Raw genomic sequence first — 23495 nt, 5'->3', positions numbered from 1 at the left:
ACAGGATTCCCCTGACGGACCATCTGTCGGCAGGGGAATCCCATTCAATTTGTCATGATTGAATTATTAACACAAAGTGAGGAAAATGTCAATTTTTCTGTTTATTGATTTAAAATCCGCATAAACTCCTCTTACAGTACCGGACATACGGTTTTCATATCCGTACCGTCTGTTTCATTTACGATCAGGAAAAGTCCGTCTGGTCTCAGGGCGCAGCAGACCGCACAAAGTTTCCCCGGTCTGTTCATTATTCCAGTACCACAAATCTTCCGGCTCCGTCACCCGGAACATACCTGAAAGCACCTTCCGGTCCGGACAGATCTTCGGGAAAAGATCCTCCAGCCCGGCAAACAGTTCTTCATTATAATACTCCGTTCTGTCATCGCCCCACAGCGCACAGTAGAATATCCCCGTCTCAACCATATCCTGGAACATATTGCTTCCGTAACTCAGCTCCGGCATATATCCCGCACGGCTGTCCGAGACTTCACAGATTCCCCGGAATCCGGAAATCTGTGCAAAGCTCACCGGCACTCCCAGTTCCGGTGAAGAAGTTCCCACCCTTCCCGGCGTCATAAGTAGGATCTTCTTTCCTTTCCCTCTGTACCATGCATTGACCGCGCCCACTGCCTCCGCCGCCTGAGACTTGAGCGCATAAGGATATTCATAGTAGGCTTTCGCATCGATCTGTATGACCACATCGATCTTCTCCCTCTCCGAAGTCCCCATGGCGGAATCTCTGAGACGGAAAAAGCAGTCCTTCTCCGGCAGTCCTGGAATCCCGGTAATGCTTCCCTTCTCCCCCGTATAGAGCGGCCGGCACTGGAGAAGGTTGACTACGAACTCGCCTTCTTCATTCAGATTGACTGTATACTCAATATCCACCGGATTGCCGTAGACCTGACCTAGTGTTTTCAGTACGCTCTGCATAAGACCGGTAAACTCCCTGTTCTCAAGAAGTCCCTATAACTAAAAACAGCGAAAATGATATGCTGTCCTTCCTGACAGGAAATCTGATCCTCAGGACAATACGAAGTTAACCTCTTTCTTTGTTTATCATAATTATTTTCTGTCTATTCTGGTTTTTTTATTTTATATGGATTTTTTTCTGACTTCATATTGACACGTCCCGATTTATGAGTTATTATTAAGACATCAAAAGAAAAGGAGGACGGACCACCAAAAACATAAGTTCAACATTTAAATTTTAAAGAAACGAGGTATAGTCCAATGGCAAAGTAATCGAAATATTATTGAAAACACTATTCAGAAAGGATAGTTTTAAATAGATATCAATTAAACAAGGAGGAAAGACCCATGGATGGAATAGGTAAATAATCCACTGTACGAATGCGAAATCGATACAGTGGATTTTTATTGCCCTCTTATATATTTTTACTTTACACAAAAAGGTGATTATTGAAAAGCCATCGGACCTCGGCGGATTTTCAACATGCCAAGGTTTCCCGTCCTTTCATCAGAACTTCGATATAATGGTCGAAATCTACATCATTTTGTTTTTTCAATATCTCAATATAACTTTCCTTGATGTGATCTGCCGCGATATCCGTTGCATCCGGCATTCCCATGGCATCCCCCAATGCCATACCAAACAAAGCACCTGCAATCTTATTTTTCATTCCACCACTTCCATGCTCTATTGCAATTGCAACTTACTTTTTTGTCCTGTATCAATTGAACAAAATGACTGCATTTTTCATAAACGGTTATTAACTACAGAACAAAGTTTCCTGTTTAATAAAATATTGCCCGGTACAAACCGGGCAACACAAAAAATCTGTTTTTTTATTATACCTGAATCACTCCTGCCATGCTGCAGAGCAGGACGATAATTCCAAGAACAATCCGGTACCATCCGAAGGCCTGGAAGTCATGCTTTTTGATGTAGTCCATCAGGAAACGAATAACTACGATAGACACAAGAAAGGCGGTAATCATACCGACCGCAAGCACCAGCAGTTCGGATCCGCTAAAGGCAAATCCATACTGAAGAACTTTTAAAAGGCTTGCGCCAAGCATAACCGGAACCGCAAGGAAGAAAGTAAATTCGGATGCCGCTTTTCTTGATACACCGATAAGCAGGGCGCCGACAATCGTGGCACCGGACCGGGAGGTTCCAGGAAAGATTGCCGCAATCAACTGGAAGACTCCGATGATCAGCACAGCCGAAATTGTCAGATCCTCCACTGTCTTCATCCGCGGTCTTTTCCCTTTATTCCAGCGTTCAATCACGATGAACGCAATACCAAAGACAATCAGGGCAATCGCAACCGGAACTGCATGATAGAACATTGCTTCAAATACATCATCAAACAGAATCCCGATCACAGCTGCCGGAATGCAGGCCAGAAGGATCTTTCCCCAGAGGATCATTTTCTCCATTTCGATTACCGGTCTGTTTTTGTCTTTAAACTGAAACGGGAACAGCTGGTTCCAGAACTGCAGTACGACCGCAAAAATCGCGCCAAGCTGAATCACAACAAGAAAGACATTGACAAAGTCCGCGCTTCCTTTCAGCTTGACAAACTCGTCCAGAAGGATCATGTGTCCTGTACTGCTGACAGGAAGCCATTCCGTGATTCCCTCCACAATTCCAAACAAAACTGCTTTTATAATTTCCATTTATTTTCTCCTTGTTTCTTTTTTGATTGATTCTTTTTCAGGTATCAAAGTGCTGCCATGGCAATCGTGCCTGCAGTCAGCAGAACCAGTCCTGCCGCCGCTTTCCTGCTGAGCTTTTCTCCAAATACAAAGTAGGAAAATACAACAGTCACAAGCACGCTCAGCTTGTCAACAGGAGCCACAATACTGGCCGGGCCTTCCTGAAGAGCCCGGTAATAGCAGAGCCATGAAGCTCCTGTAGCGATCCCGGAGCAACAGATAAAGATCAGCTCTATTTTCGGAATCTGCCGGACTTCCTGCTGCTTTTTCCGGATTCCCACCATAAGCCAGGCCATCACAAGCACCACACAGGTACGGATTGCTGTGCCGAGATTGGATTCCACGCCGGAGATCCCGACCTTTCCGAGGATCGCCGTAAGACTTGCAAATACTGCGGATCCTGCCGCATAGAGAATCCAGCCTGCACCGCCCCTGGAATCTTTAATCTCCACATCCTTTTTCTCGATCATCAGAAAAATTCCGGCCGCAATCACAATTACCGCTGCCGCTTTCGGAATTGAGATTCCTTCCTGCAGAAAGATCAGGGCAAGCAGGATTGTCAGCACTGTACTGGACTTGTCGATCGGAACAACCTTGTTGATATCCCCTGTCTGCAGCGCCTTAAAATAACAGAGCCACGATGCTCCCGTGGCCGCGCCGGACAGAATCAGAAAGACAAGCGTTCTCGCATCAATCAATGAAATCTCATCTGCCGATCCTACAATTCCTACAATCACCCACGAAAAAATCAGGATCACGATCGTCCGTACCGCTGTGGCTACAGTAGAATCGGTTTTCCTGATTCCGCATTTTGCCAGAATGGACGTGACCCCCGCAAAAAAAGCAGAACCCACAGCATACAAAAGCCACATCAGACATTCCTTCTTTCTCTATCAGGATTCCCGGTCATTTAACCGGTAACCAGCACCCCACACCGTCTCGATGATCTTCGGATTTCTGGCATCATCCTCAATTTTCTCTCTCAGACGGTTCACATGAACCGATACCGTCGCCGCATCGGATACATACTCAAATCCCCATATCTTTTCAAAAAGTTCTTCTTTTGAAAACACGATATTTGGATTTTCTGCAAGGAACCGAAGCAGCTCAAACTCCCGGTTCGGGATTTTCAGTTCCACACCATGTTTCCATACTTTCCAGGTCTTTGGCTCGATCACCACGTACTGGATCGTGATCTTATCTCCCTTGTTCCGCTCCTCCCTGCCGCACCCGGATGTCAGCCGTTCGTACTGCTTCAGATGGGAGCGTACCCGCGCCACCAGCTGAGACGGATCAAAAGGTTTTGTAATATAGTCATCAGCGCCCAGTCCGAGGCCGCGGATCACATCCACGGCCTCGGTGCGGGCTGTCACCATCAGGATCGGAATATCGATCTGATCCCGGATCTCCCGTCATCTAACAACACGGTTTCATATCCATTGCTCTCCAGATAATCTTTTTCCAGCCAGGCAATTTTTTCATCATCCTCCACAATCAGAATCTTCGTCATATCAGTTCCTCCTATGGGAAACATATCTCTATTTCATTTTTGCCTTCCGCAGCTGCTCCAGAATCAGAATCACCGCAAAGCAGACAGCTGCGCCGATCAGAACCGTGACCGCCATCGGCATGGTAACTGCGACAATCTCAAGCAGAGACGGGAACAGTGCAAGAGCCAGGAGCGTACCGCCGACCATGGTCACGCAGACAAACAGTCTGAGCGGAGTAAGCGGGATACAGCTCTTGATCACTGCCAGCATGGAAATCAGAATCAGCAGAAGATACATCACCGTCTGTCTTTCCTCAGTGCCAAACGGCGCAAGCAGCGTAAATACCGCAATCATACATGCAACCGTAATACCAAACGGTGCGGCATGGGAAAGTGCCGTCGGGAGGAATTTCCCGCGGATTCTCCTTATATCCGACTCCACAATCGATACGAAGGACGGATATGCCTCGATGCAGGCATCGATCAGCGTGATCTGAATCGGAATAAACGGGAACGCCTTATTCGTAATCAGACAGAAAAACGATACCAGTACAGAATAGATCGTCTTGATAAAGAATACCTGCGCTGTTCTCGTTACGTTGTTGATGACCTTCCGGCCTTCCATAACAACATGTGGAAGGTTCGTAAAGTCGGAATCCAGAAGCACTATCTGCGCAATCTGGCGGCTTGCGTCACTTCCGTCCGCAACTGCAATCGAGCAGTCCGCCTCACGCAGTGCCAGCAGGTCATTGACTCCGTCGCCTGTCATCGCCACCTGATGGCCCTGACGCTTCAGCGCCAGCACAAGCTCCTGCTTCTGCTTCGGCGTCACTCTGGCAAAAACAGCATATCTCCGGCAGAGCATATCATAATCCAGATCTTCGCCAAGCGTGGACAGATCGATGGCATCTTCCCATCTCTCCAGTCCGGCACGTTTTGCAATCATCGATACTGTCTTTACATGGTCTCCGGAAATAACTTTGACATCCACGCCCTCTCTCTTAAAGAACGCAAGCGTTTCCTCGGCATTCTTCCGGATCGTATCTTCCAGAATCACACTGTAAACCGGACGGATTCCCGCCGGCAGCTCATTATCATTCTCCCACGTCTGTCCGGAATATCCGATAATAATCACTCTTCGTCCTTTTTCCAGCTCACACTCCAGATTCTCCGGAAGATTTCCCATCAACCGCTCCGGCGCGCCCACAAAAATACTTCCCGCACCTTCAAAACTGATGCATCCCCATTTTCTCTTCGAAGAAAACGCGATCTTGTGAACCGGACGGTACGCCGCTTTCGGCTCAAACTTTTCTTTCAGCGCCTGAAACGTCGCATTGTTGTCATCACTGGCGGCCATATAAGACTGCACAAGCGCATCCATCTCGCCGCCCGGCAGATCCGTCAGCGGAATCACCGAATGGACTCTCAGCTTTCCATCTGTGATCGTCCCTGTCTTGTCCAGACAAATGGTATCCACATGTGCAAGCGTCTCCAGTGAATAAATATTCTGCACAAGAATTTTCATTCTCGCAAGCCGAATGACACCGGCTGCCAGAGAAACAGATATCAGAAGAACAAGTCCCTTCGGAAGCATACCAAGAAGTGCCGCCGAAGAAGAAATCACCGCCTCATCAACCGGAGTATTTCTAAGGAAATACGCTTCCAGGAACAGGATAATTCCAAGCGGGATAATCAGAAAACTCGTAAATTTCGTCACTTTACGCATGGAACCAAGAAGCTCCGAATGAATCTGCTTTTCCTGCTTTACTTCATTTGCAAGTTTCGTCGCATAGTTTTCATTCCCGACATGGGTTACTCTCGCATATGCCTTACCGGAAATAACAGAACTTCCCGAAAAAAGCTCCGCTCCCTGTTCCTTGACAACAGCATCACTCTCACCGGTCAGAAGAGACTCATTGACCTCAAGCATCCCATCCACAACGACCGCATCATTACAGATCTGATTACCGCTGGCAAGCACCATCAGATCATCCTTTACGATCTCTTCCATCTCCACGGTCATTTCCCGGTTATCCCTGCGCACACGCACAGTCGGACGGTTCAGAATCGACAGCTCGTCCACAAGCTTCTTCGCCTTGAACTCCTGCGCAATCCCAATCACAATATTCAGAATAATAATCGCGATGAACAGCATATTCGAATATGCCCCCACCAAAAACAGTAGCACCGCAATTAAAAAGTTCAGAAAGTTGAACAACGTACAAAGATTCTCCCGCACAATCTGCGGCTTCGTTTTCGTAATCTTTGCGGCTCCGGTACCACCCTCACCACAGGCCTTCCGTTCCTCCACTTCCCGGGCCGACAGCCCAGACAGATTCTCACTCATCACACTACGCCTCCTGCACTACTTTTCTCTCTCAAAGACTAGCATCTTCGACTAAACAAATTTTTATGAATTCTTAAACAATTTCTAAACTCTTCCCGTGTCCTCTCCACTCCCGTCAGAAGCACACTCACACGGAATTCTATCATAACAGAAATCATACAAAAATGCAATTTCAACCACATTATATCAGCCAAAAACCATACATACAACAATTATCGGGGACGTGTTCCGACGCGTCGGAACCTGTCCCCGATGAAAAAAATCTGAAAATTCGTGTTTCCCCTTATTTTATGCGGGTTTTGAGCGTTTTTTGCTCATTTACGTCGTGTACCTGTGCATCGGAACACGTCCCCGATGAAATGAGTTTGCTGCCTTTTTCGCAGATTTCGTAAATCTCGTCGTATTTTTCTTCTATGAGTGGTGAGATTTTTTCTGTTTGTCTGCGTACTCCTTTTTTGTAAAGGAAGTACGGCAGAATCCAGCCCAGGAATCCTGGAATGGCGAGAAGGATGCACAGTACGATGTGCGGCGGGTTTGCTGTGACAGCGAATGTTGATCCTGCCATAAATGCGGTTCCTATGATTCCGGTTGTGATTGCAACGATGGATGGAAGTGAGGTTTTTTCTTTTTCCAGATGCCGGATTTCTTCTACATAGGCTTCGAAATTTCTTTGTAGTCTGGTGAGTTCCATCTTATTGATAATCTTCCGGTCCCGTTTCATCCGGATGATGCTTTTTCTGTGATGATGGGATTTTGTATGTGATCCGTAGTATTCCATACGGATATCCTGTACATTTTCATCGATTTCCCATCCGAAATTCATGTATCCGTCTATTAAAAATGAGATTTGCCCCGGCTCTGCTACTACTTGTTTATATTCGTATCCGATGAACCGGTTGTTTTCTTTGTTTTCATTCATTGTTTCGTTCCACCTCCGCCTGTTCTCTGGTTTGTTCTGCTTTTGGAAGAATCACCTTAAATGTGCTTCCTTTTCCTTCTTCGCTTTTGACGGAGATTTCCCCGTCCATGAGTACAAGGACGCGTTTTACAAGTGCAAGCCCCAGCCCGTTTCCTTCTTTGGAATGGGATGTGTCTCCCTGATAAAATTTATCGAAAATGTGGCGCACACTTTCCCGGCTCATGCCACATCCGGCGTCGCGGATTTCTACTTCCACCACTTTGTCCCTTGTTTTCTGCCGGATCATCACGCTTCCTCCCGGCTCTGTAAATTTGATTGCTTTGGATATCAGGTTGTTCCAGACGAGCTCCATCAGGCTCGGATCTGCCTGTACCAGTACGCGTTCCTCCACATCTACTTCCAGCTCCAGATCTTTCCGGTCCCACAAAGGATCAAAAAGTTGAACGGACTGCTGAGATAATAGGAAAACAAACTGTAAAAACTATATCCCATCGCATGGCCGGAAAATGTCCACCATACTCCCTGTCCGATCTGATGCAGAAATTCTTCATAAAAGCCCAGCTACTGGTGTACACCATCTATGATCAGCGCCGATCTGGATCCAAACGGAAATATGCCCACTGCTGCAAATCCGATACAACAGGTCAGAACAGGAAAGAAAAAAGCGGCCAGCAGACTGTGTATCTGCTTCTGTCTGTTATCCGTTACACTTTTAATCCGGCAATCTCTGGCTTTCACTGTAATTCCTCCGTAATAAGAGTTTTTCTCTCACTTGTTTCTGATGTGTAGTCTAACGGATAGATCTAATAACTTCATATGGATTTTTTAAACAATTTTTAAATATTAAGAAATGATACTCAGAAAATAGAAAAAAGCCCGTAAATACGGGCTCTTTAGAGAGGCGCAGACCGGATTTGAACCGGTGAATCGAGGTGTTGCAGACCTATGCCTTACCACTTGGCTACTGCGCCGTACACTATATTATATTATCATATTTTCTGAAAAATGCAAGCCTTTTTCAAAAATGACTCCGACGGGAATCGAACCCGTGTTACCGCCGTGAAAGGGCGATGTCTTAACCGCTTGACCACGGAGCCTTATTTCTTGGCACCGCTATCGCAGTGCCGAGGATTATATTATCATACCCTCTCAAAAAAAGCAAGCCTTTTTTTAAGAATTTTTCATAACTACACTTTCTACCACATCTGCGGCATGTTCACAAGTATCCGCGCACCGCTCAAGATAGATGTAGATCTCTCTCCATGCTATGATATGCAGCGGATTCTGGCACTCGGCATGGAGCTTCCGCATGCTCTTCATAAAGCAGCGGTCCGCCTCTTCTTCCAGGTCATTAATCTGGATAATGACTTCTTTCAGCTTTTTGGAATGCCGGAAATCTGCAAACTCTTTTGTAAGCTCTGTCACCTTTTCACAGCAGCGGATAATAATATCCAGCATCTGAAGGGCATCATCTTCAATCTCAGTGATATTATTCATATAGATTCTCAGGAGCACATCCTCAATCTTGTCTGTGATATCGTCAATCCGCTGGCTCAGAGCAATGATGTCCTCTCTTTCAATCGGAGGGATAAACTCTTTTGCAAGTCTGTCCAGCATATCGTGCTTTTTCATGTCCGCACTGTTTTCTATCTTGTGCATCTCGTCCAGATACTCCTCCAGCTTTTCCGGTCTGAAGTCTCTGAGAATTCCTACAAGCATATGTCCCGCCTGACAGGAAATTTCCGCACAGGCTGTAAATGTTTCAAAATAAAATGAATCCCGATTCTTTGCCATTTTTACTTCCTCCTACTTCTTCTAAAAGAGTGCCATGAACAGCTTTGCTATGACAAAACTGATCAGTCCGCATCCCGGGAACGTAAATACCCAGGTCAGCATCATGTCCTTTACTACGCCGAAATTGATTGCGGAAAGTCTTTTTACCGCGCCGACGCCCATAATTGCGCTGGTCTTTGTATGTGTTGTGGAAACCGGAATTCCAAACACACTGGAAAGCAGCAGACAGAACGCGCCTGCAAGGTCCGCTGAAAATCCCTGGAACTTCTCAAGCTTGACCATATCCATTCCGACAGATTTTATAATCTTCTCACCGCCTACGCTTGTCCCGATTCCCATAACGGCACTGCAAAGCAGCATCAGCCATATCGGAATCCCCATGCCTTCCACACTGGACTGTCCGTTGCAGAAAGCGATTCCAAGAAACAGCACACCGATAAATTTCTGTCCATCCTGCGCTCCGTGCATAAAGCTCATAAATGCCGCGCCGAAAATCTGTGCGCCTTTAAAAAATGACGATGTCCTGCGCCGGTCCATAGATGCGCAGAGAGCCGCAATCACCTTGCAGATGATCCAGCCCGAAAAAAATCCGAGCGCCAGACTCAGTACAAGTCCGTAAAGCACCTTAACCCATTCCGCGCCGTTTACACCGGACAATCCGTTCTGAATCGCAATCGCCGCGCCGGTAAGTCCGGCAATAAGGCTGTGGCTTTCGCTGGTAGGAATTCCAAAAACAGAAGCCGCAACACTGTATACAACAATGGAAAACAATGCCGCGCAAAGAGCTACCAGCGCCTTGTCTGTCTCTCCTCCAAAGTCCACCATATTGCTGATTGTGGACGCAACCGAGCTGTTGATCCCGGTCATCACAAGTACTCCAAGGAAATTAAAGACAGCGCTCATCATAATTGCAGGCCTCACCCGCATACACCTTGTGGCAATACAGGTGGCAATCGCGTTCGGTGCATCCGTCCATCCGTTTACGAAAATGACCCCCATTGTAAGAAGCACGGTGATCAAAAGTACCGGATTTGACGTGACCTGCTGAAAAAAGCTGAAAAATGAAACATCCATAAGTCTCTTCCTTTACCCATCCTTTTCTTCTTTTAATAAATTTCGACTGTATACTTTTTATGAGCTTTCTATTTGATTTTTTCTTTACACAGTCTTAACTCAAATATAACATTGCGCCCGTTCTCTTACAAGAATTTTTCATATGGTAAGATCTACAAAAAAAATGCGTTAAATCGAAAGTTTTTATCACTTTCGACTTAACACACATTTTCTGTCCCGTTTCAAACAAACTTCCCATTTCAGGGTCATGAAATCACGTGAAATGTTTTCCACTTTCCTCTCCTGAACCGTACCTGGAACACGACTGCTCTGCTCAGCCAGTCCATACACATGGCAAGCGCAATCACCAGCGAGCTCTTCATCAACCGTTTAAAGTACTGTTCTGCCTGTTCGATATCGCCCGCACCCATGCACTGGCTGACAATAAACGTATCCGAAAGCCCCCACCAGCATCAGCAAAAACTGCTCCATCACGAGGGGCAGTATCATATTTCTCAGCTGCTTATTTGTAAATAATAGTTTCTGCTCCAAGCCTCTCTCTCATTTCTTATATTCGATATCGGTCAAAGACCGAAGAATCCTCAAATAAGTATAGTGCCTCTCACCGGCTCTGTCCAATACCTGTATAAAATAGCCGGGAATACCCAAAAGGCATCCCCGGCTGTTCAATAGGATTTACTTTTTAAACCGATACCCGACTCCCCATACAGTCTGTGTATACTGCGGGTCGGACGGGTCATCTTCTATTTTCTCTCTCAATTTATTGATATGTACCGTGACTGTCGACATGTCTCCTACAGCTTCTGTTCCCCAGACATGGTCAAAAATCCGCTCTCTTGTAAAGACGATATCCGGATTTCCGGCCAGAAACAAAAGAAGCCTGATTTGCATATGCGCTTTTATCCGGGCCGTCAGCTCTACAGGGCTGAACGGCTTTACAATATAGTCATCCGCCCCGAGCCCGAGCCCTTTGATTTTATCTATATCCTCTTTTTTTGCAGTGACAAGAAGAATCGGAACATCGGATTGAGCCCTGATCGCTCTGCAGATATCAAACCCGCTTTTTTCCCGGCAGCATCAGATCCAGCAATACGGCAAAATATTCTCTTTTCCGGATATTTTCTAACCGCAGATCAGCCGGAATACCTGTTCGACAGCCAGTTCCATATTTTTCCGGGCCCGCTCCGGCTCCATTGCTTCTTCCAGAGTAGTAATTCCTCTGACAATCGGGAAAAATGCGTCAATCCCCGCCTCATTGCAGGCCCCTGCATCGTCTGTCACGCTTCCTGCAAAAGCAATGACTTTTTTCCCGTATTTTTTCGCAAGTTTCGCCACACCCACTGGTACCTTTCCCATCGCGGTCTGCGAATCCAGTCTTCCCTCGCCGGTAATCACAAGATCCGCGTCGCGGATCTCTTCTTCCAGACCGACTGCTTCCATAATGATATCAATACCCGGTTTTAGGACCGCATCCGGCATATAGCTGATAAAAGCAAATCCGAGTCCTCCCGCGGCTCCTGCTCCTTCTTCCTCACTATGGTCTTTTCCCAGATACATTTTTGTCATCCCTGCATAATGCTTCATCTTCTCGTCCAGAACCGCTCTTTCTTCCGCCCTGACTCCCTTCTGCGGGCCATATACATATACCGCACCGTTTTCACCGCAAAGCGGATTTTTCACATCACACGCAATCCGGAAGGAACATTCCTTGAGTTCCGGCATTGCCAGGCTTGTGTCAATTCTGACGATCCGGTCAAGTTCACCGATCCCTCCGGCGATCTGTCTTCCTTCCGCATTCAGAAATCGGTACCCAAGCGCCTGAAGCATCCCTGCTCCCCCGTCTGTCGTCGCACTGCCCCCGATTCCGATAATGAATTTTCTTCCTCCTTTTTCCACTGCATCCCGAATCATCTCTCCTACGCCAAAACTTGTGGCATTCCACGGATCCAGACTGTCCGGATGAATAAGCGTGATTCCGGCCGCCTCCGCCATCTCCATCACAATCGTCTCTCCATCCGGCAGTATCCCGTATTTTGCTGTTACATGCTTCCCGTCCGGCCCTGTCACACGGACTTCACGGTATTCTCCACCCAGTCCTTCGATCATGCTTTCCGTTGTTCCCTCTCCTCCGTCCGCTACAGGTTTTATGACAACATCCGCCCGGCATACCTTTCTGATTCCGGCCTTTGCCGCCGTTCCCGCCTCTATGGAACCAATGCTCCCTTTCATCGAATCAATCGCTGCTACAACTTTCATATCATTCCTCCTGCCAAAGAAAGCATGCTTCCCCGGCATTCAGGATCCATGCTTCCTTCTTTTCATTTATAGTATTATCTTACCAGACAAGGCTTCTTCGGGTCAAATTTCCATCCAGTCACTGAGCAGTCACCGCCAAAAACAATCACTTTGTCAGGTGCCTTTTCCTGTAAAATATCTCTTGTTTCTCTCATTTGGCGCCGCAGAATATCTCCGCCATCAATTCCATCCACTTTGTTCAGATCATTGTCAAAAGCTGTATCAACATGTATTCTGACTGTTTCAGCTTCCGGATCAGGAGGGGCTATACGCTCCAAAAGTTCCGAACCGAATACATAGTCTGGATTTACACCTCCCTGCCGCTGGGGAATCACCATTCTCAATGTAGATGTTTTTTCTGATCTTGCACTCATATTTGTCACCTCTTACACTTTTCTATAAAGCTGATGATCTACTCTAAATATTTGATATGATTTAATCTATATAATACACCCAGTTTTCTTTTCTCGGCGGTGTTTTCGGGTAATTACCCTTTACATATCCAAGTACGCAGTGGCCGATACCTTCATATTCGCCTTCAATTCCCAAAGATTTAAGAATCTCCAGTCCTTCCGGACGTTCAAATTCCTCTTTTGCCCTGTGGATCCAACAGCTTCCTATCCCTAATGCATGCGCTGCAAGCATAAGATTTCCCATCACAAGGCTTCCATCATAAACACGATTCACCCAGTTTTTATCTGCAAGAACGATCAATACGACTGGTGCCCCATAGAATGGATCGCTTTTTGTTCCCATGATTTCTGCGTTTAGCCGGGAAAGTTTATCACGCATCTCTTTATTCGTTACCGCAATAATGATCGGCGACTGTTTATTCATCCCTGTAGCCGCATATGTACCTGCTTTAATAATCTGATCGATCACATCTTTCGGAACCATATCAGGTCCAAATTTACGGATACTTCTACGTGTTTCCATCAAAGTTAGTAATTCTTTATTGTCTGCTATAAATTCCATCACGTTTTTTAGGGTATAGACTGGATCGTCGTCGGGTAAACTCAATTCGAAGAAACTGAAGTTAATTTTTTGTTGCCCAATTTCAAAAAAATCGTTATAATAATCTTGTTTTAGCATAGTTCCATTATAACATGGAACGGAGAGGAAGATGGTTGTCGTTAGCCATCTTTTTCTCTTTTTAGAGGATAAATTTCAGGGGCAGATGTGACTCGTATGAGTCACATCTGCCCCTGATTTGGACTATCTATTTCCCGATAACCCCTTTGTGAGCTCCCCCTGTTGGACTTGAACCAACGACACTGTGGTTAACAGCCGCATGCTCTACCACGCGAGGCGGTCGCATACCGGAAAACGTATCCGCTTTTTATCGCCTCGAATGATCCTGTTGCGTATGGTGGAGAACCGTTACATTGTATCACTCTCTCTTTATTTTATAATAGTATAGTTCGTACTTCTCGCTTTCCCATTCTGCTTTAGCAGATTATTTTTCACCATTTTTCTGAGAGTTCTGGAAGCTGTCGACGCACTCACCTCAAGTAAACTGATCACATCATTTTTAGTAATAACGCCATGCTCCCGGACATATTCCAAAATTTTTTCTTCTGCTTCACTTAATGAGGCTTCTGTCTCCATGATAGAATTTGTATCTGTTTTTGTCGTCCACACAGAAGAATTTTCTAACATATATTTTGCATTAAATTATATATGTCTTTTTGACTATCTTTTTATATCTTCTTAAATGTCCGCAAAGCCTTATTTTATAGGCTCTACGGGCATTTTGCTTTTGTGGTAAACCTCACATATCTAGGTCTATCTTCTTATATTTTCGCTATCAAACGTGGTTAAAATCGTGGTAAATACTTCTTATGCGATTAGACGCTGAACCTCTGATTTTGCGGTATCTATGGACGCATGAGCGTACCAGTTCATTGTGATACTGATATTTGAATGTCCCATGATATACTGTAAATCTTTCGGGTTCATGTTCTTGCTTGCCAGTCTTGTGCAGAACGTATGGCGTAGCGTATGTGGTGTGATATGTGGCAAGGGGTTATCCTTATGGTGCTTGTTGTATTTCTTTACCATACGGACAAATAAGGCGTTGTAATCAATGGCAACTTTCGGCTTGCCTTTCTGATTGACAAATAGGAAGTTGCCCCGTCCGTCTATCACAAATGGTTCTGCCTTTGGGCGTTTCTTCATCACTCGTTGAAATGCTTGTATCGTTTCTTTGCTTAATGGCACTTGCCTTGTTCCGCTTTTTGTCTTAGGCGTTTCAATATAATAGCCTTGTTCCTTGCTCTTTAGTAACTGGTGGTCGATAACTACAACCTCATGGATAAAATCAACGTCCATGATTGTCAGTCCGCACAGTTCCGAGATACGAAGTCCAGTCTTTAACAGTATCAGCACATCATCATAATACTTGTGATACACATTGTCCGTCTTGATGAATGACAGTAGGACTTGTTCCTGTTCTTCTGTCAATGCGACTTTCTCTTTGGTATCATTTTCTAGGACTTCACTCAACTTGAAATCAAAGGGATTTTTCCTTACACAATCGTCTTGTATAGCGATATAGAATGACGCTTTTAATGAGCGTTTATAATTGTTAATGGTATTGTAGGAAAAGCCTTTGTCTTTCATGCGTAACGCCCATTCCTTAGCGTCAGAGAGCTTGATTGTGTCAATGCTCCTAGCACCTAACTTGTCCTCTTTTAATAACCGCATGAGTTGTTCCCGTTGTTTCTGTGTGCTTTTCTTCACGTTTGCCCTCTGTGCGTTCTGTTTGGCGTAAAGTTGGCAAAGCGTCATTTTCTTGCCTGTGCTGTCGATACCGTCCTCAATATCCCGTCTTATCTGCTGTTCCAGTTCTCGAAGTGAGGGTTTTTCCCGTTTTCCCTTTGGTGTCGGGTCTGTGGGTGTCAATCTCCAGGCATACACATATTTTGTGTTTCCAAATGCGTCCACATATTTATATAAGTATTTCCCGTCTGTTCGTTGGCTCTCTCCAGTATGCAGGATACGTCCTTTGCTATCCCGTCTTTTTTCTTTCATGGTGTCTGCTCCTTTCCTTGTTGGAAAGAGCCTTGATATGACTTGTGTTCATCATAACACATACAAGGCTCATTTGCATTAGATTGCGTCCAATTTATCAATGACCTTTTCAAACTGTCGGCGTTTAATCTGTATGCGGTTGCCATTCATAATGAGCCAGCCAGCGTCCTTGTTTTCCTCTGCCAAGCGTCTTAGCTTGTTTTCTCCGATACGGAAATATTTTGACGCTTCTTCAATGGTAAGGGTGTATTTTTCCCATACGGGAATATCGTTGTTATTCATCAGATACCCCCTTTCCCATGTTTCGTGTCATACTGGATATAGGGGATAAGGTCGGTGCGGTTTATCCTCTGTAAATGGGCGGTCAGTTTACTGGAAAGGGAAGTGCTGTATCTTGCCTTATCAAGCATAGTTCCCACCCGTTCCAGTCCACCTAATGCGTCATGTTCTTCCAAGAAATAAAAACTTTTGACAGCAGAAATCACGCCACCCTCTGTGAGCCATTGCTGTGTTTCCTCAAGGGAATTTTGCTGTTTTGGTACTTGCAGTTTCAAGACTTCCACAGCCCCTAAAAAGCGTTCCCAAAACCGACACGTTTTCCATCTGCTTTTATTACTTTCGTTTCTGTTTGGCACAACAAAGCGTAGGTTGTTTGCCAATAACCCGAAAGCCAGTTTCCCAAGTTCCAGCGGTCTGTCTTTGAATGTCATGGCAAAGACATGAGCCTTATCATCACGCAGTTGCATTTCTGTCCGTTTCCAACTGCCGACTTCATTAAGTGTCTTATTATGTTTTGAACATACTTCCTTATCCTTGTCATAAAAGCGGTAAGACAATCCCGATTTACCAGCACCGATATAAACAGTCTTTGCGGTGTCGAAATCATCAAACTTGCTTTCATCAAAGTGGTAGCCCTCACTATTCGAGATAAATTCCTCTTTTTCGCATTTCTTCTTTATCTGCTCTATGGTAAAGAATGGCTTTTCGTTCTTATCATCAATGGCAATATCAAGCCTTGTGAAATGGAAATTATCCAGTCCGTATCTTCGCTCACAATGTTTGAACATATCCCCAAAGGTATAATTCCTACTGTCGAGAATACGGAAAATATCATCACACCCTCTGCCAGTCATAACAAGATAACAGCCTAGCCCTTGTGGGTTGTCCTCTGTCTTTCTTGCGTCCCCTGATACATAAATATCTCCAATCTGCCAGCGTGCTTGATAAGTCTTGAATTTAACGCTTGCCGGATAGACATTGAAAATGTCAGTCGGTAAACCTAAAATGTGCATGATGACATCTTCTGCGGTTGCGGTTTCAAATACAATGCTGATGTAATCAATCTTAACGGATAAATTTTTGTGTGTAGTTATAGTGCATTACTCCTTTCGTACTTCCCGTTTTTTTGCGGGGTAAAAATCGTGTTTTTTCCTTTATTTATCACAGTTTCTAGGTACTATGACATGTATGCGCAGGGCGGTGTTACATATACGCCCTTTACGAACGCCTAAAGGCGTTCCCTTTCTTCCTGTGTCTGATCCGTTCTTAACGCTCACGAGCCTTGTAAGGCTCGTGGCTAAACGGAACAGCCCCAGTCAGAAACCTTATTTTCGGTCTGATAGTCCATGCTTATTCATGCTATCAAAGTGAAAATATATCTTTTCTATGCTTACTTAAGCGTGTGATTGACCCTAGTGTGCTTAATCACTCTAACTGATATGATAATAACGCCATTAGAATTACTTGTCAAGAAGTTTTTGTTGACTTTTAGATATATATTAAGTATGATATGCTTATAAATACCAAGAAAAGCAACGAAAGGAGCGGTTATACTAAGTTATGGAGCATTATGAAAAGAAAGTTAGTTTCTTAGGAGAGAACATACAAACCATAAGAAAACACAGAGGAATGAAACAACAAGAACTTGCGGATAAAATCGGTATCAATATGCAGAGCCTTTCCAAGATTGAACGTGGCGTGAATTATCCTACCTTTGATACGTTAGAGAAGATAATGGACGTGCTGGGAGTAACGCCCAATGAATTATTATCGGGAGAATGGAAGTATGTTAATCAAGCCGAAAAGGAAGTCTGCCAGTTTTTAAGAATTGAAGAACGATTAAATGCAGAACTAAAACATGGACATTATGACAACTTCTTTGACAGCGAGGAAGAATGGCTGGAATATGAGTTGGAAAAGTTACGGGAATATATTACCGACTACATCAACGGGAAAAGTATTGTAGCGTCCGACCTTTATCCAATCAAAGAATTTATCCAGCATTTGAAATTTCAAAAACTGTTAGACCGCTATGATGATTTATACAGCATGGATATGTTCGGGGAAAGCATAGAGGGACATAAATATAGGACACCTTATCAAGTCGTAAAAATGATAAACCCAAATGCAAAAGAAGATATGGAATTATTACGGGAAGTATTGAAAAATAACCATTTTGATGATGAGGACGAATAACTTTTTTCCTCTTTGTAGAAGATACAGCAAACAAAAAGCCCAGTAAAGAGTGCAAAGCACCACCAATGGTGGCAAGGCTCTTGACAGGGCTTTTTCTTTTCTGTGGAGGGTAATCAAGAGGAAGAAAAGATAAAATTTGATTTGTGGTAAATCGGATAATATCAATGAAATTGTCACGGTACAAGTTTGGGCTATATAAGGAATAGTAACTGGAAGATTGTAGGGTAATCAAAAAGGCGTGTATTTTAAATCAGAGATACACGTCTTTGAAATGAATGAAATTCAATGAATTTTATTCATTGACAATCGTTCATTCACGAGATATAATTTTAGTGAAAGGAGTTGATTACATGAATATTACGAAACAAAAATCACAAAAGACTTTTGATAAGCAAGCTGCCGATTATGATACAAATATTCAGGGAGAACATGCTCGAAAACTCTATAAGCCGATTATAGAAAATTTAAAAAATAAGAATATACATTCTATATTAGATTTAGGTTGTGGAACGGGTGCGTTACTTAAAGAAATAAAAGAATTAAATATAGCAGAACAACTATTTGGAATAGATATATCTCCCAATATGCTTGAAATTGCAGAAAATAAACTAGGAAATGATGCAACACTTATCTTAGGCGATTCTGAGAGATTACCTTTTGAAGATAGTTCTTTTGACGCCATTGTATGTAATGACTCATTTCATCATTATCCACAACCAGATATTGTAGAGAAAGAAGTGTCTAGGTGTTTAAAGCAAAATGGAGTATTCATTATCGGTGATTGTTGGCAACCAATCGGAGCAAGACAGATAATGAATTACTATATGAAACACAGCAATAGTGGAGATGTAAAGATTTATTCAAAAAAGGAAATGTTGTTATTATTATCAAAAGACTTCCACGAAATTGAATGGAAATCTTTTGGCACAAGATCTTGTTTAATTATAGCATACAATAATTAAACCGCAAGAAAGGAAAGAAAACAATGCGTATTTCAAAAGAACCAGAGGAACGTAAACAAGAAATTTTAGAAACAGCCATTAAATTATTTAGTGTAAATGGGTTTGAAAAAACTTCAATATCAGACATAGCAAAAGAAATTGGAATAGCACAAGGATTATGTTATAGATATTTCCCATCAAAAGATGTACTTTTTCAGTCTGCTATCAATGAATATTCAAATATTTTAGTCGCCAATATGACAAAAAATATAAATATAAAAAAGGATAGTTTAAAAGATATTTTGCGGAAGATGATACTTTTTGCAGAACAAGAAGATGATACATATTATCCAGTTTTTCATAATAACCAAAATAAAAATTTCCATAATTTATTAACATTGAATGTATGTGAAAAACTTTTTCCTATTGTATCTGAAATTATTGAAAGAGCAAATTACACAAATGAAATACAAGTCAATGATGTTGAAATGTATGCCAGTTTTTGTATATATGGACAACTAGGAATTATTTTAAATACCGATATATCAATTAAAGAAAAGAGTTCACGGATAAAGGCATTTTTTAGGGACTTGTTTAGGCTTTAAATCTTCCCCTGCCAAAAGGCAGGGAATATTTAAATAAATTAAATGAATAATTTTCATTCAATAGGAGGAATTAAAATGAACAAAAATATTGATTTTGTAAACGGAAACACAAAAAAATGTTTACTTGAAATGACTGTTCCTATGATAATAGCTATGTTTTTAAATATGGCATATAATCTCGTAGACAGTCTTTGGATTGGAAATTTGTTAGGTGAGCAGGCATACGCAGCGTTAACAAACTCGACACCTATTATTTTAATCTTAACTTCAATTGGTATGGGAGCGACAAACGGGTTAGCCATTCTATTGTCACAGGTAATTGGTGCGAAAAATGAGCAAAAGAAAAAGAATATTATAGTTACTTCTTTTTTTGTATCTATAATTCTTTCAGTGTTTATGACAATTGTGTTGGAGATTTTTTTAGAGCCTATTTTGATAGTTTTAAATACACCGACTGAAATTTTTGATATGGCAAAAAATTACTTATCTATATATGCTTTGGGATATGTAGCAGTTTATTTGTATTTATACTTTACAGCCATTTTAAGAAGTTTTGGCAATACTATGTTTCAAGCAGTTGCAATGCTTGTGTCTACTTTATTGAATGCTATTTTAGATCCTATTTTCATTAACATAATTGGATTTCACGGAGCGGCAATCGCAACCTTAATATCACAGATTATTTGTTTGGCGTTTATGTGCATTTATATTTATCGCAAAAAATTATTTAACCTTTCACTATCTGATTTTGATACAAAAGAGATTATGCCGTTTGTAAAAAATGCTGTGCCGTCTGTCATTCAACAAAGTATTCCTGCTATTAGTACAACATTTTTAACTGCTATTGTTAGTACTTATAGTATTTCTGCTATTGCTGGCTACGGAGTTGCTGGAAAATTAGAAATGATATTATTTTATCCTGCTATGGCTCTTAATATGGTGTTGACTTCAATCGTAGGGCAATGTATTGGAGCACAACGTATCGACAGAGCAAAGAATTATCTGAAATTGGCGTTAAAATATGGTATTGTTGTTTCAAGTGTATTATCAGCAGTTGTTATTTTCTTCTCTAAACAGTTGGCAAAATTGTTTGTTTCCAACGTAACTGTAACAAATGTTGTCAGCCATTATTTTTTAATTGTTAGTATCGGTTATGTTCTTTACACTATTACTAGTTGCTACTTAGGTACTTTAAATGGTATAGGAAAACCAACAAAAAGTATGATACTAATGATATTCTACTATATTATTATTCGTATTCCTTTTGCCTATCTATTATCTTGGCTGGCAGAAAATTTAAATGGTGTTTGGATAGCGATTTTAATCAGTCACATAGTCGCCTGCATTATAACTATTTTAACAAGTAATCAAATTATTAAGCGGTTATATGGAAAACTTTATGATAGGACTAAAAAAGCAAGATATAAAAGCATTGAAAGTAACTGCTGTGGAAAGTTTTAGGAATAATCTTATACGATTATGCACTACCTAACAGCATTTTATCAACAACTAAATATTTTACAATATTAAAAGTTCGTACAGACGGTATATTTTGTACGGACTTTTTTCTTGTTCTTCTTTCTGTATTTTCCAAAGATATAGACGGTATCTCCGTTTATATATTTCAGCGTATGCGGAAAGGAGGTGAGATTATGAACCCAACTTCTTTCGAGCATATCGTTAGAATACAGTTTAATGCTTTGATGATGACTGTTATTAAATGCACAGTAAAAAACAGAAACAGACAGTTTGCAAGACGTTCTAAGCGTGAAGTTTTATTCTGTGAATTATCAGATACGAAAAATGTTGAATGTGTAACTAAGGATAACTATTCTTGTGATTACATTTCGTTTGAAGTCTTGAATTTTACAATTCAAATATCAAATGAGAAACTTGCTGTTGCTTTATATAAGTTATCGAATAAAGAGCGTGATGTAATTCTATTACGCTATTTTCAAAGTATGAGCGACCAAGAAATAGCCGAATTATATCATGTATCACGTTCTGCTATTTATCGCAGAAGAAGTAACGGATTGAAGAAACTAAAAACAGTATTGAAAGAAAGGAATTGAACCAATGAAAAAAGAATATGGCTACCCTACATTAAAAGTAATATGTCAAGCGTCTGCTGGAAATGAAACTGCCATAAGAGAGATTTTGAAGTTTTATGACGCTTATATCTGTAAATTATGCTTGCGTCCGTTTTACCACTCTGAAAGTGGTAAAATCATTATGCAGGTTGATGAAGAATTAAAAGGTCAAATCCATACAGAAATGATGAAAGCAATCTTGAAATTTGAAATCAGAGTAAAATAATCATACTACATGAATGAAAAACGGGAGATACACAGATATTTGTGCTATCTCCCATGTTGTTTTTGTGTCATATCAAGGCTCATTCAATCGTGGTAAATTCGTGGTAAAATGAATAGTTTTCTATACTTCAAAATGTTTGAAAGTATAGTGTTTATGCGGATAATCAAAAATCAGATATAAAATTTATATTAACATTTGGAAGTATGATCTTAAAAGTATTTTTCGTAGTTTGAATCTCAGGCTTTTCCTTCATGCCTTCATATGCTTTCATAATTTTTTCCATTCCTGTACCGTAAGCCTCTATTAAATGAAGCCGATAAAATACATTTGCAAGATCCTGGTTTCTGCAAACAGAAATTCCCTCCATTATATCTTCCAGTTCAATTCCCGGCATCAGTCCGCCAATAGAAACAAGCTCAATTCTATCTTCATAAATTCTGATAAACGCACTAGCGCTGAACGAATAACCAGGCACAGGATATACCCGGCACTGGTGGACATGACCACACTGGTTCGGCTGACAGTCCCTTTTTTCTCCATGCGGGCGATGAGCAACTGAGAAGCCAGAATACCTAAGCCGTTGCCGATAAGACTGATAACACCGAACCAAGTGACGCTGTTCAGCGGCCCGATAACGGGTATTACCGTGTCATCCAGAAAATGAGCGGTGGAGAGCCGGTCAAAGCCTTCACTGGCAAGTCCCCCGCATAGTGTGATTGCTAAGAGCGCCAGCAACACAGGTGCGCCTTTCACAAAGCCCAGGTTGAGCTTGAACAGGCAGACAAAGTCTTTAAGCAAGCCCTGCCGTTCCTCAATAGCAGGGGAGAAGTTGGTTTCTGGCATGATGCGAACCATCACCAGCCCCAACAACAAGCACAAACTGCCCCCCAAGATGAGAGGCATTTGCAGGTTTATGTTTCCCAGCAGTGTGCCCAGCACCACGCCCAGAACGCCGCCGATTTGCCCCATTTGACTGCCCCGCAGGAACACCTTGTCTATGGGTTTGTCCTCTTCCTCCGAGGCAATCCACGCCTCCAGAGCGCCGGTGATGAAGGTATCACCGCAACCCCAGACAACCTGGGCCAGCAGAACCGGCGCGAACCACGGTAGCGCACCCTCCATCAGAAAGCCCAGGCCGTAGAGGAACATTCCAATCAGCACCGAGCGCCGACGGCTATACAAATCCGCCACCACACCGGTGGGCATCTCGAACAGAAAGCAGGAGGTCTCCAGAACCGTCCCTACCAGGACAAGCTGGAAAGCATCCAGCTGCACCACCTCCAGGTGGTACACGATGGAAAGCACTGTGGACATAGAAACCGCCAGGGAACAGACAAATCGGAACAGCAGGTAGACAGAATATGCCTTTGAATTTTTAGCAAACATGAAGTTACATTCTCCTTTCAAATCTCATTTTATATGACTTTTGCAAGCTGTTAAGCTAACTTGTGGAACATATGCCGAACCTTATCTATACGGCTATTCGGGCGGCGGGGTTGGCAAATAAATTTACCAATAGCTGGCT

25 protein-coding genes, 2 tRNA genes and 4 pseudogenes are annotated in these 23495 nt (G+C 42.7%); 6 read left to right on the top strand and 25 right to left on the bottom strand.

Translation table 11 applies throughout. The annotated features are described in order from the left end of the window. Window positions 1–174 precede the first annotated feature (174 nt). From Selli1_RS02110 to Selli1_RS02005, 23 genes and pseudogenes are all read right to left on the bottom strand, one after another. Window positions 175–930: a PEP/pyruvate-binding domain-containing protein gene (locus Selli1_RS02110; RefSeq protein ID WP_281872211.1), complete on the bottom strand. Its 756-nt coding sequence runs from the start codon at window positions 928–930 to the stop codon at window positions 175–177. A gap of 518 nt (window positions 931–1448) precedes the next feature. Next, window positions 1449–1640 carry a hypothetical protein gene (locus tag Selli1_RS02105; protein WP_087253112.1) on the bottom strand — a complete coding sequence of 64 codons (192 nt, stop codon included), beginning with the start codon at window positions 1638–1640 and terminating at the stop codon, window positions 1449–1451. A gap of 169 nt (window positions 1641–1809) precedes the next feature. Further along, window positions 1810–2643, bottom strand: coding sequence for an undecaprenyl-diphosphate phosphatase (locus Selli1_RS02100; RefSeq protein ID WP_087253110.1), 834 nt, complete (start codon window positions 2641–2643; stop codon window positions 1810–1812). 44 nt (window positions 2644–2687) lie between these two features. Beyond that, window positions 2688–3554, bottom strand: coding sequence for an EamA family transporter (locus Selli1_RS02095; RefSeq protein WP_191433916.1), 867 nt, complete (start codon window positions 3552–3554; stop codon window positions 2688–2690). A 21-nt stretch (window positions 3555–3575) separates the two neighbouring features. Beyond that, window positions 3576–4192, bottom strand: a pseudogene (locus Selli1_RS02090) (winged helix-turn-helix domain-containing protein). 28 nt (window positions 4193–4220) lie between these two features. Further along, entirely contained in the window at window positions 4221–6518 is a 2298-nt protein-coding gene (locus Selli1_RS02085) for a cation-translocating P-type ATPase (protein WP_281872208.1), read from the bottom strand. Window positions 6519–6801: 283 nt separating this feature from the next. After that, entirely contained in the window at window positions 6802–7437 is a 636-nt protein-coding gene (locus Selli1_RS02080; protein WP_242960238.1) for a hypothetical protein, read from the bottom strand. Then, window positions 7430–7864: a sensor histidine kinase gene (locus Selli1_RS02075; RefSeq protein WP_281872205.1), complete on the bottom strand. Its 435-nt coding sequence runs from the start codon at window positions 7862–7864 to the stop codon at window positions 7430–7432. Before Selli1_RS02075 ends, Selli1_RS02080 begins: the two co-directional genes overlap by 8 nt. Window positions 7865–7998: 134 nt before the next feature. Further along, on the bottom strand, window positions 7999–8175 hold the full coding sequence (locus tag Selli1_RS02070; protein ID WP_140398867.1) for a YfhO family protein: 177 nt from the start codon (window positions 8173–8175) through the stop codon (window positions 7999–8001). A 161-nt stretch (window positions 8176–8336) separates the two neighbouring features. Next, window positions 8337–8408: transfer RNA gene (locus Selli1_RS02065), tRNA-Cys, on the bottom strand. Window positions 8409–8462: 54 nt separating this feature from the next. Beyond that, a tRNA-Glu gene (locus Selli1_RS02060) sits at window positions 8463–8534 on the bottom strand. A gap of 73 nt (window positions 8535–8607) precedes the next feature. Further along, on the bottom strand, window positions 8608–9231 hold the full coding sequence (locus Selli1_RS02055; protein ID WP_087169139.1) for a DUF47 domain-containing protein: 624 nt from the start codon (window positions 9229–9231) through the stop codon (window positions 8608–8610). A gap of 21 nt (window positions 9232–9252) precedes the next feature. Then, window positions 9253–10305 carry an inorganic phosphate transporter gene (locus tag Selli1_RS02050; protein ID WP_087169138.1) on the bottom strand — a complete coding sequence of 351 codons (1053 nt, stop codon included), beginning with the start codon at window positions 10303–10305 and terminating at the stop codon, window positions 9253–9255. Between the two features lie 245 nt (window positions 10306–10550). Next, window positions 10551–10715, bottom strand: coding sequence for a hypothetical protein (locus tag Selli1_RS02045; protein WP_191433914.1), 165 nt, complete (start codon window positions 10713–10715; stop codon window positions 10551–10553). A 265-nt stretch (window positions 10716–10980) separates the two neighbouring features. Continuing rightward, a complete protein-coding gene (locus tag Selli1_RS18445) occupies window positions 10981–11319 on the bottom strand; it encodes a winged helix-turn-helix domain-containing protein (protein ID WP_455567205.1) in 339 nt (112 codons plus the stop codon). Window positions 11320–11427: 108 nt separating this feature from the next. After that, entirely contained in the window at window positions 11428–12561 is a 1134-nt protein-coding gene (locus tag Selli1_RS02035) for a glycerate kinase family protein (RefSeq protein WP_087255606.1), read from the bottom strand. A 74-nt stretch (window positions 12562–12635) separates the two neighbouring features. Continuing rightward, complete coding sequence (locus Selli1_RS02030) at window positions 12636–12974, bottom strand: arginase family protein (RefSeq protein WP_281846031.1); 339 nt, start codon at window positions 12972–12974, stop codon at window positions 12636–12638. A 61-nt stretch (window positions 12975–13035) separates the two neighbouring features. Next, on the bottom strand, window positions 13036–13575 hold the full coding sequence (locus Selli1_RS02025) for a nitroreductase (RefSeq protein WP_281872255.1): 540 nt from the start codon (window positions 13573–13575) through the stop codon (window positions 13036–13038). Then, window positions 13570–13692: pseudogene (locus tag Selli1_RS18755) on the bottom strand (transposase); the annotation flags it as partial. The pseudogene Selli1_RS18755 and the gene Selli1_RS02025, both read right to left, overlap by 6 nt. Window positions 13693–14001: 309 nt before the next feature. After that, on the bottom strand, window positions 14002–14241 hold the full coding sequence (locus Selli1_RS02020; protein ID WP_281872203.1) for a helix-turn-helix transcriptional regulator: 240 nt from the start codon (window positions 14239–14241) through the stop codon (window positions 14002–14004). Between the two features lie 198 nt (window positions 14242–14439). Then, window positions 14440–15633 carry a site-specific integrase gene (locus Selli1_RS02015; protein WP_070421219.1) on the bottom strand — a complete coding sequence of 398 codons (1194 nt, stop codon included), beginning with the start codon at window positions 15631–15633 and terminating at the stop codon, window positions 14440–14442. A gap of 78 nt (window positions 15634–15711) precedes the next feature. Further along, window positions 15712–15915, bottom strand: coding sequence for an excisionase (locus Selli1_RS02010; RefSeq protein WP_002610247.1), 204 nt, complete (start codon window positions 15913–15915; stop codon window positions 15712–15714). Next, window positions 15915–16976, bottom strand: a complete 1062-nt coding sequence (locus Selli1_RS02005) for a replication initiation factor domain-containing protein (RefSeq protein WP_256756141.1) — start codon at window positions 16974–16976, stop codon at window positions 15915–15917. The genes Selli1_RS02010 and Selli1_RS02005 overlap by 1 nt, the downstream gene beginning before the upstream one ends. 496 nt (window positions 16977–17472) lie before the next feature. Here Selli1_RS02005 and Selli1_RS02000 point away from each other — a divergent pair, with 496 nt between their 5' ends. From Selli1_RS02000 to Selli1_RS01975, 6 genes are all read left to right on the top strand, one after another. Then, window positions 17473–18108, top strand: coding sequence for a type II toxin-antitoxin system RelB family anti-toxin (locus tag Selli1_RS02000; protein WP_070421218.1), 636 nt, complete (start codon window positions 17473–17475; stop codon window positions 18106–18108). A 275-nt stretch (window positions 18109–18383) separates the two neighbouring features. After that, window positions 18384–19070 carry a class I SAM-dependent methyltransferase gene (locus Selli1_RS01995; RefSeq protein ID WP_265325972.1) on the top strand — a complete coding sequence of 229 codons (687 nt, stop codon included), beginning with the start codon at window positions 18384–18386 and terminating at the stop codon, window positions 19068–19070. Between the two features lie 23 nt (window positions 19071–19093). Next, window positions 19094–19654 (top strand): TetR/AcrR family transcriptional regulator, encoded by a 561-nt coding sequence (locus Selli1_RS01990; RefSeq protein WP_008728836.1) that lies wholly within the window; start codon window positions 19094–19096, stop codon window positions 19652–19654. 75 nt (window positions 19655–19729) lie between these two features. Further along, window positions 19730–21115 (top strand): MATE family efflux transporter, encoded by a 1386-nt coding sequence (locus Selli1_RS01985; protein ID WP_070421216.1) that lies wholly within the window; start codon window positions 19730–19732, stop codon window positions 21113–21115. 191 nt (window positions 21116–21306) lie between these two features. Then, on the top strand, window positions 21307–21726 hold the full coding sequence (locus tag Selli1_RS01980; protein ID WP_174717635.1) for an RNA polymerase sigma factor: 420 nt from the start codon (window positions 21307–21309) through the stop codon (window positions 21724–21726). 4 nt (window positions 21727–21730) lie between these two features. Next, on the top strand, window positions 21731–21970 hold the full coding sequence (locus Selli1_RS01975; RefSeq protein WP_005946862.1) for a helix-turn-helix domain-containing protein: 240 nt from the start codon (window positions 21731–21733) through the stop codon (window positions 21968–21970). A gap of 184 nt (window positions 21971–22154) precedes the next feature. Here the strand turns inward: Selli1_RS01975 and Selli1_RS01970 are convergent. Next, window positions 22155–22436 (bottom strand): annotated as a pseudogene (locus Selli1_RS01970) (ATP-binding protein); the annotation flags it as partial. Further along, window positions 22370–23356 (bottom strand): annotated as a pseudogene (locus tag Selli1_RS01965) (MFS transporter); the annotation flags it as partial. The pseudogenes Selli1_RS01965 and Selli1_RS01970, both read right to left, overlap by 67 nt. Window positions 23357–23495 lie beyond the last annotated feature (139 nt).

The organism is Sellimonas catena (genome assembly GCF_027924685.1).
GTDB classification, from domain to species: Bacteria; Bacillota; Clostridia; order Lachnospirales; family Lachnospiraceae; genus Sellimonas; species Sellimonas catena.
This window is presented reverse-complemented; position numbering and strand designations above follow the sequence as displayed.